General features: G+C 69.0%; 14 protein-coding genes. 6 read left to right on the top strand and 8 right to left on the bottom strand.

Annotated features, from left to right (window positions below):
• Both Q0V34_RS19655 and rarD read left to right on the top strand, forming a co-directional pair.
• The coding region (locus tag Q0V34_RS19655) for an Asd/ArgC dimerization domain-containing protein (RefSeq protein WP_297515727.1) at positions 1-446 on the top strand (446 nt) is incomplete at its 5' end.
• 154 nt (positions 447-600) lie between these two features.
• Positions 601-1503, top strand: coding sequence for an EamA family transporter RarD (gene rarD / locus Q0V34_RS19650; RefSeq protein ID WP_297515724.1), 903 nt, complete (start codon positions 601-603; stop codon positions 1501-1503).
• Here the strand turns inward: rarD and Q0V34_RS19645 are convergent.
• The 5 genes from Q0V34_RS19645 to Q0V34_RS19625 all read right to left on the bottom strand — a co-directional run bounded on the left by Q0V34_RS19645 (position 1500) and on the right by Q0V34_RS19625 (position 8255).
• Positions 1500-2294, bottom strand: a complete 795-nt coding sequence (locus Q0V34_RS19645; RefSeq protein ID WP_297515722.1) for a transporter — start codon at positions 2292-2294, stop codon at positions 1500-1502. The genes rarD and Q0V34_RS19645 overlap by 4 nt on opposite strands.
• Positions 2295-2342: 48 nt before the next feature.
• Positions 2343-3467 carry a serine hydrolase domain-containing protein gene (locus Q0V34_RS19640; protein ID WP_297515719.1) on the bottom strand — a complete coding sequence of 375 codons (1125 nt, stop codon included), beginning with the start codon at positions 3465-3467 and terminating at the stop codon, positions 2343-2345.
• Position 3468: 1 nt separating this feature from the next.
• The gene (locus tag Q0V34_RS19635) at positions 3469-4320 is read right to left on the bottom strand and encodes a pyridoxal kinase (protein ID WP_297515716.1); all 852 of its coding nucleotides are present in this window, start codon (positions 4318-4320) and stop codon (positions 3469-3471) included.
• 135 nt (positions 4321-4455) lie between these two features.
• Complete coding sequence (ahcY, locus tag Q0V34_RS19630; RefSeq protein ID WP_297515713.1) at positions 4456-5847, bottom strand: adenosylhomocysteinase; 1392 nt, start codon at positions 5845-5847, stop codon at positions 4456-4458.
• A gap of 95 nt (positions 5848-5942) precedes the next feature.
• Positions 5943-8255, bottom strand: a complete 2313-nt coding sequence (locus tag Q0V34_RS19625) for a PAS domain-containing sensor histidine kinase (protein WP_297515708.1) — start codon at positions 8253-8255, stop codon at positions 5943-5945.
• A 352-nt stretch (positions 8256-8607) separates the two neighbouring features.
• On the opposite strand from Q0V34_RS19625, the gene Q0V34_RS19620 reads away from it, so the two are divergent.
• Both Q0V34_RS19620 and Q0V34_RS19615 read left to right on the top strand, forming a co-directional pair.
• Positions 8608-9009: a metallopeptidase family protein gene (locus Q0V34_RS19620; RefSeq protein ID WP_297515706.1), complete on the top strand. Its 402-nt coding sequence runs from the start codon at positions 8608-8610 to the stop codon at positions 9007-9009.
• Positions 9006-9410, top strand: coding sequence for an SWIM zinc finger family protein (locus tag Q0V34_RS19615; RefSeq protein WP_297515703.1), 405 nt, complete (start codon positions 9006-9008; stop codon positions 9408-9410). The genes Q0V34_RS19620 and Q0V34_RS19615 overlap by 4 nt, the downstream gene beginning before the upstream one ends.
• 1 nt (position 9411) lies before the next feature.
• Here the strand turns inward: Q0V34_RS19615 and Q0V34_RS19610 are convergent, their stop codons facing one another.
• On the bottom strand, positions 9412-9690 hold the full coding sequence (locus Q0V34_RS19610; RefSeq protein WP_297515701.1) for a hypothetical protein: 279 nt from the start codon (positions 9688-9690) through the stop codon (positions 9412-9414).
• Between the two features lie 62 nt (positions 9691-9752).
• Positions 9753-10235: a GFA family protein gene (locus tag Q0V34_RS19605; protein ID WP_297515698.1), complete on the bottom strand. Its 483-nt coding sequence runs from the start codon at positions 10233-10235 to the stop codon at positions 9753-9755.
• 118 nt (positions 10236-10353) lie between these two features.
• On the opposite strand from Q0V34_RS19605, the gene Q0V34_RS19600 reads away from it, so the two are divergent.
• Positions 10354-10977: a class I SAM-dependent methyltransferase gene (locus Q0V34_RS19600; protein WP_297515693.1), complete on the top strand. Its 624-nt coding sequence runs from the start codon at positions 10354-10356 to the stop codon at positions 10975-10977.
• On the opposite strand, the gene Q0V34_RS19595 is transcribed toward Q0V34_RS19600, so the two are convergent.
• Complete coding sequence (locus tag Q0V34_RS19595; protein WP_297515691.1) at positions 10974-11678, bottom strand: NAD-dependent deacylase; 705 nt, start codon at positions 11676-11678, stop codon at positions 10974-10976. The genes Q0V34_RS19600 and Q0V34_RS19595 overlap by 4 nt on opposite strands.
• Positions 11679-11816: 138 nt before the next feature.
• Between Q0V34_RS19595 and Q0V34_RS19590 the strand changes: the two genes are divergently transcribed.
• Positions 11817-12944 (top strand): ferritin-like domain-containing protein, encoded by a 1128-nt coding sequence (locus Q0V34_RS19590; protein ID WP_297515689.1) that lies wholly within the window; start codon positions 11817-11819, stop codon positions 12942-12944.
• The last annotated feature ends 632 nt before the right edge of the window (positions 12945-13576 follow it).

Genomic DNA, 13576 nt, shown 5'->3' with positions numbered 1-13576 from the left:
TCACCCCCCCCAGCGACGTCGTCCTGGGCGACGGCTTCACCGAGGAAGAGTGGAAGATGACCGTCGAGACCCAGAAGATCCTGGATCCGAACATCCAGCTGGTCGCCACCTGCGTGCGCGTGCCGGTCATGGTCGGCCACTCCGAAGCCGTGAACGTCGAGTTCGAAAGCCCGCTGGACGAGGACGAGGCCCGCGAGATCCTGCGCGAGGCCGAGGGCGTCGTGGTCGTCGATAAGCGCGAGGACGGCGGCTACATCACGCCCAAGGAATCCCAGGGCGAGTTCCCGGTCTATGTCTCGCGGATTCGCAAGGACCCGACCGTCGAGAACGGCCTGGTGTTCTGGTGCGTCTCGGACAACCTGCGCAAGGGCGCGGCTCTCAACGCCGTGCAGATCGCCCAGCTCCTGCATGACAAGGGTCTGATCAAGGCGAAGGTCCCGGCCTAGCCGTCTCTCTCCGATCTCCCCGGCGAAGGCCGGGGTCCAGATGCGGAAGCGCTGGGTTGCGCTCTAGCAACTCGGCGCTACCGCCATCAGCCCAAGCGCTTTGAGATCTGGATCCCGGCCTTCGCCGGGAAGATCGGATCAGGAGTTTGGCGTCATGCGCCCCAGTGCCCAGACCGACAGCCGTTCCGCCTATATCGCCGGCGTCGGCTGTTACGTCCTGTGGGGCTTCCTGCCGCTCTATTTCCACCTGCTGTCGACCCTGGGCGTCGGGTCGTGGGAGATGATCGCGCACCGTTCGCTGTGGTCGGTGCTGTGGGCCGCCGGCCTCGTCTTGATCGCCCGCCAGGGCGGCCAGGTCGCCTCGGTGCTGCGCCAGCCGCGCACCCTGGGCATGCTGGCGCTGTCGACCTTGGCGATCTTCAGCAACTGGTCGATCTATGTCTTCGCGGTCAACGCCGGCCACGTGATCGAGGCCAGCCTCGGCTATTACATCAACCCGCTGATGAACATGGCCGCCGGAGCCCTGCTGTTCCGCGAGCGCATGACAACCGAAGGCAAGGTCGCCATCGGCTTGGCCGCCGTCGGCGTCGCGATCCAGACGATCGCGCTCGGCCACCTGCCGATCGTCTCCCTAGGCCTGGCCCTGACCTTCTGCGTCTACGGAATCCTGCGAAAGCAGGTTAAGGCCGACGCCCAGACCGGTCTCTTCATCGAGTGCGCCTATCTCGCCCTGCCGGCCCTGGCCTACGTCCTGCACGCCCAAGCCAGCGGCCAGGGCCATTTCGGCAAGGGCGGCGAGGTCACGCTGCTGCTGGCCTTGGCCGGCCCGGCGACCGTGGCCCCGCTGGCCCTGTTCGCCTGGTCGGCGCGCCGGCTGCCGCTCAGCGCCGTCGGCTTCCTGCAGTTCATCGCGCCCACCCTGCAGTTCCTGATCGGCGTCGTGCTGGGCGAGCCGTTCACGCCGCTGCGGGCCCTGTCGTTCGTGTTCATCTGGCTGGGCGTGGCGACCTTCGCCTATGGGGCCTGGAAGCGGACCCGGACGCTGGCGACGAGCTAGAACCGGTGGGCGACCCCGACCACCAGCTCCAGGTCCGGGGTCTGGCGGTTGAGGCCGACATAGGCCGAGGCGTCCAGCTGCACGTCCTTCAGCGCCTTGGGCGCCCAGGCGGCGGTGAGGTCGAAGCTGGCCTGGGTCACGTGGCCCGAGGGGTCCTCGTCGCGATCGACCCACAGCTCGGCGCCGAGGTTCACCGGGCCGACCGCATGTCCCACCCCGCTGACGAGCGCATAGCCCACATGGCGCCCCGCGCCGCTGGCGTTCGCGCGCGCCGCGACCTGCGGCGTCAGGCTCAGCGACCAGTCGGCCGTCAGCGGAACCGACATCGGCGCGATCACGCCGCCCTGCCACAGAGCGCTCCCGATCCCGTTCGACCCCGTCGGGGCCGTGACGAAGGGCTGCAGGGCGATCGACAGGCCGTCGCCGGCGGGGTTCTTCAGCGACCACCGCACGGCCGCCCCGAGGTCGCCCGATCCCGACACCGTCGAGACCACGCCGTGATCCTTGGTCCGCACCCGCTCGCGGGCGGTCCAGGACAGCTGTCCCTCCACGGTCGAGGCGAGGCCGAGCCGCAGTTCCAGTCCGCCATAAGAAACGTCGTCGACCTGGACCCCGCCGCCGCGCGAGAAGGCCGCGTCCACCGCCCCGAGCTCGGCCTGGAAGCGGCCCGGGTCCAGCACGCAGGGCGGCGAGCCCTTGCCGGGCCGGTCGGCGCAGAAGTCGCGGTCCGCGGCGCGGGCGACGCCGGCCAGCGCCAGACAGGCCAGGGCGAGCGAGGCGGTGCGGATCATGCGTCTCTCCTTGGAGACCGACGCCTAAGGGCAAACCCTAAAGACGGTCTAAAGCGAGGCGTAGGCCGCCTCGATCAATCGTACGGCGCGCGGATCGCCGATCAGGGCGGTCCCCTGCTTGTTCATCACATAGGCCCCCGAGACGCCACGCGTCGGATCGGCGAAGGCGCAGGAGCCGCCCCAACCCGAATGGCCGAACGCCTCGGCCGTCGGGCCGTAGAAGAAGTTCGGCGCGTTGCGCATGAAGCCCGCGCCCCAGCTGATCACATAGGGCAGAACGAGGTCCGGGCCGACGATGCGCTGGGCCGTCGCGGCCTTGATCCCGGCCGGGGTGATCAGCGAGCGGCCGTCCAGGCTTCCGCCGGTCGCCAGGGCGCCCATCAGCCGCGCCAGGGCCGCGGCGGTGGCGTGACCGTTGGCCGACGGGATCTCGACCCGTCGCCACTCCGCCGAACTGCGCCCGCCCGGCGAGGACCAGGGCTTCAGGAAGGCCGCCTCGAGCGCCGGATTGATCGCGCCGAAGCTCGGCAGGGCGCTGGGGCGCATCAGCTCCGAGACGCGCCCGTGCTCGCTGTCGGGCAGGCCGATCCAGAGGTCGAGGCCCAGCGGCTGGGCGATGTCCTCGCGCAGCGCCGTCCCCATCGTGCGGCCGTCGACCCGGCGGAAGATCTCGCCGGCCAGATAGCCGTAGGTCACCGGGTGATAGCCGCTGGCCGAGCCGATCGGAAACAGCGGGGCCATGGCCGCCAGCTTGGCGCAGGTCGCGTCCCAGTCGAACCACAGGGCGGGATCGGTCTCGTCCGAAAAGCCCGACAGGCCCGCCTGGTGCGACAGCGCCTGCTCGACCGTCACCGCCGCCTTGCCGTTCTGGGCGAACTCGGGCCAGACGTCGGCGACCGGCTGGTCGTAGGCGAGACGCCCCTCGTCGACCAGCCGCGCCACCATCAGCGCGGCCACGGCCTTGGTGGTCGAGAACAGCGCCGTCAGGGTGTCGGGACCGAACGCGACCTCGCGCTTGCGGTCGGCGAAGCCGCCCATCAGGTCGACGACGATCTCGCCGTCGATCGCGAACGAAAACCGCGCGCCCAGCTCACCATTGTTCTCGAAGTTGGCCGCGAAGACCTCGCGGACGCGGGCGAAGCGGTCGGGGCAGAGGCCGGTGATCTCGGTCATGCTAGGCGAGCCGTTCGATGCGCACGGTGGGCGAGGTCTGCTTGATCCGCGCGCCCATGGCGACGATCGGCAGCTCCGGCGCGTTCCAGATATTGGCGGCCGTCACCGTCTCGGCCACGCCGCCGACCGCGCGGGCCAGGCCGTACGAGAAGGTCTGGCCTTCCAGGATCGAGGCGGCGTAGAGGGCGGTCAGCAGGTCGCCGGTGCCGTTGGGCGCGCGCTCGGCCCTCGCGTGGGCGGCGAGCCAAGCCTCGCGGTGATCGGCCAGCACGGCGCCGATCTCGGCCCCGCGATGCACCGAGGAGACCAGGGTCGTCTTGCCCAGCAGCCGCGCGGCGCGCATGGCCGACTGCGGGTCGCGGGCGTCGGTTCCGGTCAGCTTCTGCAGCTCCCAGGAATTGCAGGCCACGACGTCGGCGCGGGGGATCAGGTCGGCGATGATCTCGTCGGCGGTCTCGGCCGGGATGTAGAGCCCCTTGCCGGCGTCGCCCATGGTGGGATCGACGATCACGATGGGGCGGCGGGTGGCCGCGCCCTGCGGCCGAGGCGTCTCGCGCACGGCGTCGATCACCCGCGCGGTCGCCCGCACCTGGGCGGCGCTGGCGAAATAGCCGGTGATGACGAGATCGACGAGGCCGAACAGGCCGTTGGCCTCGATGCCGTCCAGCATGCCCTCCAGCACCTCGATCGGCACGGGCGCGCCGCCGGGAACGCCCCAGCCCGGATGCCGGCCGAACAGCACGGTCGGCACGGTCATCGAGTCGATGCGGAACTGCGCCAGGGCGGTGGCCTGCGCCGTCGCGCCCACCTGGCTGCCGGCGACATGGCTAGAGATGATCAAGGCTAGCGGCATGGCCAAAGCGATTAGCCGAGCCAGGCGACCTTGAATAGGGCGGCTCTTCATCCAGCCGCGAAAAGAAAAGGCCCGCCGTCGCCGGCGGGCCTTGCCGAAGGAAATCCAACGATTTCCCTTAGGACATCCGTGATGTCAGTAGCGATAGTGGTCAGGCTTGAACGGACCGGCTTCGGGCACGCCGATGTAATCGGCTTGATCCTTGCGCAGCGTCGTCAGCTTCGCGCCAAGCTTTTCCAGGTGCAGGAAGGCGACCTTCTCATCCAGGTGCTTGGGCAGGGTGTAGACCTGGTTCTGGTACTTGTCCTTGTTGGTCCACAGCTCGATCTGGGCCAGGGTCTGGTTGGTGAAGCTGGCCGACATCACGAAGCTGGGGTGGCCGGTGGCGTTGCCGAGGTTCACCAGACGGCCTTCCGACAGCACGATCAGCTTCTTGCCGTCCGGGAACTCCACGTGGTGGACCTGCGGCTTGATCTCGTCCCACTTGTAGTTGCGCAGGGCGGCGATCTGAATTTCCGAGTCGAAGTGGCCGATGTTGCAGACGATGGCGTTGTTTTTCATCTTCCGCATGTCGTCCAGCGTGATGACGTCCTTGTTGCCGGTCGCGGTGACGAAGATGTCGGCCTTGTCGGCGACGTCGTTGAGGGTCTGGACCTCGTAGCCTTCCATGGCCGCCTGCAGGGCGCAGATCGGGTCGATCTCGGTGACGATCACCCGGGCGCCGCCTTGGCGCAGGCTGGCGGCCGAGCCCTTGCCCACGTCGCCATAGCCGCAGACCACCGCGACCTTGCCCGACAGCATGACGTCGGTGCCGCGACGGATGGCGTCGACCAGGCTCTCGCGGCAGCCATAGAGGTTGTCGAACTTGCTCTTGGTGACGCTGTCGTTGACGTTGATGGCCGGGAACGGCAGCTCGCCCTTCTGGGCCATGTGGTACAGGCGGTGGACGCCCGTGGTGGTCTCTTCCGAGACGCCGCCGATGGCCGAGCGGATCGCCGAATAGAAGCCCGGCTTCTCGGCCAGGTACTTCTTCATCACGGCGTAGAGGGCTTCTTCCTCTTCGTTCTGCGGATTGTTCAGGATCGAGGGATCCTTCTCGGCCTTCGGGCCCAGCACGCAGAGCAGGGTGGCGTCGCCGCCGTCGTCGAGGATCAGGTTCGGATAGCCGCCGTCGCCCCACTCGAAGATCTTGTGGGCGTATTCCCAGTACTCGACCAGGTTCTCGCCCTTGAAGGCGAAGACCGGAATGCCGGCGGCGGCGATGGCGGCCGCGGCGTGGTCCTGGGTCGAGAAGATGTTGCACGAGGCCCAGCGGACCTCGGCGCCCAGGGCGACCAGGGTCTCGATCAGCACGGCGGTCTGGATCGTCATGTGCAGGCTGCCGGCGATGCGGGCGCCCTTCAGGACCTGCTTGGGACCGTACTCGGCGCGCGTGGCCATCAGGCCCGGCATCTCGGTCTCGGCGATGGCGATTTCCTTGCGGCCGTAATCGGCGAGCGAGATGTCCTTGACGATATAGTCGGCCACGAGCGGCTCCTGCGGTCGGGTGGGATCTTGCGCGCGCTTATACAGCGCCGAGCCCTTCCGAGCAATTAACGCATAAAGATATCTTTATGCGCTTCTCAGAACCCCAGTTCCGGCTGCATGGCGCCGGGTTGCTGGGTCTCGGGCAGGTGGCAGGTGAAGGTGGAGCCGTTCCCCGGCTCGCTCTCCAGCGCCACCCAGCCGCCGTGAAGCTCGACCAGCGCCTTGACGAGCGCCAGGCCCAGGCCCGGGCCGCCCCGGTCGCGGCCGACGAAGCGGTCGAAGATGTGGGCCTGGACGTGGAACGGCACCCCCCGGCCGGTGTCGGAGACGTCCAGCCGCACCTCGCCCAGGCCTCGCCGGGCCTGCAGCGTGACCCGGCCGCCGGGCGGGGTCTGGCGCAGGGCGTTCTCGACCAGATGATCCAGGGTCTGGGCCAGACGCTTGCCGTCGCCGCGGATCAGGCCGACATCTTCCTCGCACTCGACGGCCAGGGTCACGCCGCCCAGCTGGGCGTCCTTCAGCGCGCGTTCCTGGGCGTTCATCAGCAGGTCCGAGACGCGGACGTCCTCGATCTCCAGCGCCATCTCGCCGGCGTCGATCTGGGCCATGTCGAGCACGTCGTCGATCGAGCGCGCCAGCTGGGTGGCGGCGGCGCGCACGGCGGCCACGTGATTGCGGCCGCGCTCGGAGATGCCGTCGGCCCGCTCCAGGAGCTCGGAATAGCCGATGATCGTGGTCAGCGGCGTGCGCAGCTCGTAGCTGACATTGCCGACGAAATCACGCTTCAGCCGCTCGGCCTCGGCGAGAGCCGCCTCGCGGGCGGCCAGGGCGCTCTGCAGGTCGCGGGTGTCGGTGACGTCGGCGAAGGCGATCAGGGTCGCGCCGTCCGGCAGGGGCCGGCTCTGATAGAGCACGATGCGGCCGTCCGAGGTCCGCACCTCGCCCGAGGTCGGGGCGCGCATCTGCGGGTCGGGATCGGCGACCCGGCCCTTCAGTTCGCGCCAGAAGGCCAGATCGTGCAGGCGCGGCACGCAGAGCTCGACCACGCCCTCGAAGTCGCCGGCCGCCTCCAGGGCGAACGAGGTCACGTTCCAGAAGGTCTCGAACGCCTCGTTGTGCAGCCGCAGGCGGCCGTCCGAGCCGAACACCGCCACGGCGTCGTTCAGCTTGTCCAGCGTGGCCTGCTGCACCTGGATCAGGGCGTTGTACTGCGCCTTCAGGCGCAGCTCGCCGGTGATATCGGAATAGATCAGCAGCATGCCGCCCAGCGGGTGAGGCTGGCGCACCACCTTGAGCGTGCGGCCGTCGGGCAGGTGCCAGAGGTCGTCGGCCTGGGGTCCCAGGTCCTCATAGCGGGCGAGTTCGGCGGCCTTCCAGCCGGCGTAGTCGATGGTCTCGGGCAGGCGGCGGCGCTGGCGCAGGCGGTCCAGCACCTCGCCGTGGGTCGGCCGCTCGGCCAGCCAGGCCGGCTCCAGGCCCCACAGCTCGGCGAAGGCGGTGTTGTGGAACGACAGCCGGCGCGTCTGGCTGAAGATCGCCACCGCCTCGGCGATGTGGTTCAGGGTCTCGTCGTGGGCCTCGACGTGCTTCTTGAAGGCGTCGCGGACGTCCTCGATCTCAGTGACGTCGGCGCAGAACACGCCCACGCCGCCGCCGTCCAGCGGCTGGGCCGACAGCCGGAACGCGCGGCGCCGCCCCTCCAGATTGATCCAGCGCAGGGCCTCGCGGCGCTCGCTTTTCTGGACGGCCTCCACGACCAGGGCGTCGGCGGCGCGGTCGAAGCTCTTGCCCGCCAGCGCGACGGCCGAGGCGGCGGTCGCGCCCACCGCGCGGACGAAGGCGGCGTTGCCCCAGACCGCCTGGCCGTCGGCGCCGGCGATCCAGCACGGCTCGACGACGCCGTCGAACAGGGCGGCGAAACGGGCGGCCGAGGGCAGTCCGGACTCGCCGCCGCTGACCGCGGCCAGACGCAGCCAGGCCAGGGCCCCGGCGGCGCGTCCCTCGACCGACACCCAGCCCTCGGCGCCCCGCGCCTCGAACGCGCAAGGCTCGCCCCGCTCGAGCAGAGCCGAGAGCTTGTGGGCATGGTCGGGATCGGCCTTCGACAAGGCCGCGACCACCGTCTGGACCTCCGCCGCCACGCCCAGCATCCGGGCGCAGGCCGCCAGCCCCTCGCTACCCGCCGCCAGGGAGGCTCGGCCGCCTTCGAGAGCGATGACGGCGGTGTCGAAGGCCTCGACCCAGGCGGGCGCGTCCAGGGCCTCGCCGCCCTGCTCGACCAGGCGCGCCTTCAGCGCCGCGATGCGCGCTTCGAAGCCGCGGCGCTGGCCCAGCGACCACAGGGTGACGCAAAGGGCCAGGCAAACCGCGCCGGCCGTCGCCGCGAGGATCAGGTCGTAGGAAGTCATCAGGCGCGTCGCTTACCCCAGCGGGTCGTCGAATCAGACTCCCAGATTAGTCGGGCCGTGACCAGAGGGCGATCAAGCACCGCTGTGGCGCGCGGTGGCGATTTGCGGAGGCGCATGGTCCAGCCCCACCAACGTGCTCTCCTAGGCCTTGTGCCTAGGACCCATGCCCACCGCGCGCTGTGGTGCGATTTCGGCCCGCCCACCCGCGCCTTGGCCTCCGGAATCTCATCATCCAGCCGACAAATGGGTCCTAGGCACAAGGCCTAGGAAGGCAAGGGTCGGAAGGCAGCGGTTAGGGGGCGAGCGGCGTAAGACCTCTGGCGCCTCTGGCCAATCGCTCTATGTGAGGGCCATGACCTGGTCCGACCGCCTCGCCCCGTCGCTCGACGACTTCGCCGCCCTGGCCCGGCAAGCCTTCGACGCCCTGCCGGGCCCGTTCCGGAAGCTCTCCGGCGAGGTGGTGATCCGGGTCGACGACTTCCCGCCCGACGAGGTTCTGGACAGCCTCGGCATCGAAGACCCGTTCGAGCTGACCGGTCTCTATCAGGGCGTCGATCTGGGCCGCCGCTCGGTGCTGGACGTCGCGACCGAGCCGTCGCGGGTTTTCCTCTATCGCCGCCCGATCCTCGACGAATGGGCCGAGCGCGGCGACGTTTCTCTGGGAGAGCTGATCGCCCACGTGCTGGTTCACGAGATCGGCCATCATTTCGGCCTGTCGGACGACGACATCCACCGCATCGAGGACGAGGCATGAGCTTGTTCGAGGTTGAAGCCTGGAAGGAACGGATGGACGAGCGCTGGTTCGACACCGGCGCGGCCATGGCCGAGGCCGGGGCCGTCGATCTGGTCTCGATCGAGGACGACAAGGTCACCGCCCACGTCACCGGCAGCGTCGGCGACCTCTATGTCGTCCAGCTGTGGGCGCCGGCGGGCGAAGGGCTCTGCACCTGTCCCGGCTTCGAGAAGTTCGGCGCCTGCAAGCATCAGGCGGCCGTGGTCACGGCGGCGAACACGGCCGACCTTGGCAAGGTCCGCGACCGCATGGCCCGCCTGCGCGACGGCCTGGCGCTGGACAGCCGCGAGGCGCTGATCGAGCGGCTGATCGAGCTGGCGCGCACCCAGCCGGCGGTGCTGACGGCGCTGGAGGGACGGTAGCTTACCAAAGGCGCCGGACCGGCCCCAATCCTTCGAGCTCAGCCGCATAAGTCACTTCAACGCCATCGGGCCGACGCACCCGGACACGGAACTCTTGCATGCGCCGGCGATCGGCGAACGCGCTGAACTGGCCGACGCGCTTCACCCGCAGCACCGTCCCCTCGCGGGCGAAGTGGGCGCGGACCCGACGCTCGGACCAGCCCCGCCCTAGCAGCACAAGGACGATGAAGGCGCCGAAAACGATGATCGGGCCGATATAGGGAGTCAGGCCGTTGGACACCGAGGTCCTCCCATCAAGCTCGACCATAGATAGTGGATTCGCCGCACCTCGCCAACGGCCGCTCATAGAAAATCGTCGATCGCCGCTCGCCGCCGCTTCGGCTTCGGCCGCTCCCACATCACGCCCGGATAGCCCTTCAGCGGAACCAGCTTGCCGCCGCCATACGCCCAGTCCGGGGCCTGATCGAGCGAGGTGTGGTAGCGTGGCTCGCGACCGGTGCGCGAAGAGAAAAGCGCGCGCGGCAGGTTGATCATCACCGGCGCCCGCCGACGAGACATGAACACAGGCGTTCCGCACCGTGAACAGAAGCCGCGCGTGGTTCCCTCGTGCTCGAAGCGCGTGACGAGATCTTCCCCCGCGAGCCAGCGGAAGCGGCTGCGATAGCTGGCGACATAGGTGACATAGGCGCAGCCCTGGGCGTGGCGGCTGGCGGCCGAGTGGTCGTGAAACGCCCAGCGGGCGGGCACGCCGATCGCCACCCGCACAGCTCCGCAGGCGCAGGCTCCTTCGGCTTCCTCGGCGGGCGGTTTCATGGCCTTGGGCATCTGCGCTCCACGCGGCGGGTCGTTCTCGAATACAGCGCGCCGCCGCCACATTTGTCAGCAACTCGACTTGACCGCGAAGGCGATCGCCGTTCCCCTCCCGCCCCGGGAGGAACACGTCATGGCGTCTTGGTACGAGCGCAACATCTTGCCGAAGCTGCTGTGCTGCGCCTGCGCCGCGCCGGGCATCCGCGAGCAGCGCGAGAAGCTGGTGCCTCAGGCGCGCGGCCGCGTGCTGGAGCTGGGCGTCGGCGGGGGGCTCAATCTGGCCTTCTACGACCCGGCCAAGGCGACCAGCGTCACCGGCGTCGACCCGCACCCGGAGCTGCGCGCCATCGCCGAGGCCGCCCCGCGCGCCGAGGGCCTCCAGGTCGAGATCACCGACGGCGAGGCCGAGCGCCTGCCGTTCGCCGACGCCAGCTTCGACACGGTGTTGTGCACCTTCACCCTGTGCTCGGTCCGCTCCCCCGCCGCCGCCCTGGCCGAGGCGCGCCGCGTGCTGAAGCCGGAAGGCCGGTTCCTGTTCTGCGAGCACGGCCTGTCGCCCGACGCCGGCGTCTCGCGCTGGCAGCGCGCCCTGGAGCCCCTGTGGAAGCGCCTGGCCGGCGGCTGCCACCTGACCCGCCCGGTGACCAGCGCCGTCGAGGCGGCCGGCTTCGCGGTCGAGAACGGTCAGCGCTTCTATTTCGACAAGGCGCCCAAGCCGATGGCCTGGTGCGAACAGGGCGTGGCGCGAGCGGCTTAGAGGCCGGCGATCACGCCCTCCACCCAGGCCGGCACGACCGCGCTGGCCGCGCCATAGCGCTTCTCGTCGAACACATAGGCGTTGGCCGACGGCTCCAGATTGAGCTCGCAGGTCGCGATCCCCATGGCCCGCGCCTCGGCGACGAAGCCCGCCGCCGGATAGACCGAGCCCGAGGTGCCGATCGACACGAAAAGGTCGGCGCGGGCCAGGGCGTCCTCGATCGCGTCCATGAAGAGCGGGATCTCGCCGAACCAGACCACGTGCGGCCGCGCGCCGCCGGCCCGCCCGCACGCCGCGCAGACGGTGTCGGCGCTCAGCGAACCCGTGTCCGGCCAGGTCGCGGCGCAGTGATGGCAGCGGGTCACGGCCAGTTCGCCGTGCATGTGGATCACGCGGCCGGAGCCCGCCTTCTCGTGCAGGTCGTCGACGTTCTGTGTGCAGAGGAAGAGCTCGCCGCCCCGCGCGGCCAGGGCCGTCTCCAGCCGCGCCAGGGCGGCGTGCGCGGCGTTGGGCTGCGCGCCGGCGAGGTTCGCGCGCCGGGCGTTGTAGAAGTCGCGCACGAGGGCCGGGTTCCGCGCGAACCCCTCCGGCGTCGCGACGTCGTTCAGGTCGTACTTCGTCCAGACCCCGTCCTTGTCGCGGAACGTGCCCAGGCCGCTTTCGGCCGAGACGCCGGCCCCGGTCAGCGCGAAGATGTTCATTCCGAGCTCCAAACTTGACGCGGTCGTCATTTTTAATTTGACCGGCGTCGGCAGTTGAGTTGACACTGTTTAGATAGCCGAGAGACCGCGCAAGCCGGCCCGGCGAGACGATGTCACACGGCCATAGGGAGCGCCGCCATGACGGACAAGAACATCACCAAGGACGCCATGTACGACGCGGTGGCGCCGGACGACTTCGAGTCGATGCTCGAACTCGACCGGTACAACAACCGCTCGAGCGCGTTCGACAAGATCATCGCGGCGACCCACGACCACTTCTGGGACCCGCTGGACAAGGCCTATATCGACTTCGACGAGCCGTTCGACATGGAGAACCAGCCGCTGGTTCCCGAGGACATGGTCATCGCGCTGTCGACGGACTACGTCTCCAACCACCTCAGCGATCCCAAGGTCCGCACCCGGTTCATCAACCAGTCGGTGCTGCGCAGCTTCTCGTCGATCCTGCACGGCGAGCAAGGCGCGCTGAACCTGTCGGCCAGCCTGTGCCACGTGCTGAAGGACCAGGGCGCGCAGGAATACGCCGCCAACCAGACCCGCGAGGAAGCCCGCCACGTCACGGCCTTCGCCAAGTACATCAAGACCCGCTGGGGCCGTCCGGTCGAGTGCGGCCCGGCGCTGAAGACCCTGCTCGTCGAGATCATCGGCTCGCCGGAGGTCTATAAGAAGATCATCGGCATGCAGATGCTGGTGGAAGGCCTGGCCATGGGCGCCTTCGCCACCTTCTTCAACAATATCAACGACCCGGTCGGCAAGAAGCTGTTGCAGCTGGTCATGACCGACGAGGCCTTCCACCACAAGTTCGGGAAGATCTGGGCCGACCGCACCGTGCCCAAGCTGTCGCCCGAGGAGCACGCGATCATCGAGGACTGGGCGGCGCACTGCTTCCAGACCCTGCTGTTCAACCTCGTCTCGCCGCACCAGCAGATGGACCTCTACGCCGAGTTCGGCCTGGATCCGGACAAGGTCGTCGAGGAGTACGGGAAGATCATGACCGACGAGGTGCGTCGGGAGAACATGAAGGAGCAGACCAACATCTTCCGGGTGCTGGTCAAGACGCTGCTGAACGCCGGCATCATCACCGACCGCACCAAGGCCTTCTACGCCATGTATGTCGATATCGCCGAGCTGAAGAGCGAAGGCGACCGCATGGTCGGCGACGACATCGCCGAGGAAGGCATCCGCTACCTGCAGGCCATCAACTTCAAGGACCGCCCGGTCGCGCCGGTCAGCATCGCCGCCGAATAGGGCGAGCGCCGCCATCCAGACCTCGCCGCCCCGCCGGAACCCCGGCGGGGCGGTCGTCGTTTCACGGTCCCGCTTCGTCCGCCGCGCCGCGCTCGCCGTATCCTCGGCGACGACCGCTTGCCCGATCCCTGGAGTCCCCATGCGCGCCGCCCTGCTCGCCCTGCCCCTCGCCATGTCGCTGAGCGCCTGCGTGTCCGGTCCGGTCGGCAATCCGCGTCCGCCGCAGCCGGCCAAGACGGTGGAGCTCGATCGCTACCTGGGCAAATGGTACGAGGTCGCGCGCTACGACATGCGCTTCGAGAAGGGCTGCGAGGGCGTCACGGCCGAATATTCCAAGCGCCCGGACGGGTTGATCCGCGTGCTGAATACTTGCCATCAAGGCGCGGTCGATGGCCCCGTGAAGACCAGCGAGGGCAAGGCCAAGATCGTCGACACGACGACGAACGCCAAGCTGAAGGTCAGCTTCTTCGGTCCGTTCTATGGCGACTACTGGATCCTGGACCACGCCGACGACTACGGCTGGTCGATCGTCGGCGAGGGCTCGGGCCGCTATCTGTGGCTGCTGTCGCGCAAGCTCCCGACCCAGGCCGACCGCGAGGCGTTGACAATCGGAAGAGCGTCGTGTAGGGAAA

It is taken from the genome of uncultured Caulobacter sp. (assembly GCF_947036865.1).
Classification (GTDB): Bacteria; Pseudomonadota; Alphaproteobacteria; order Caulobacterales; family Caulobacteraceae; genus Caulobacter.
This window is presented reverse-complemented; position numbering and strand designations above follow the sequence as displayed.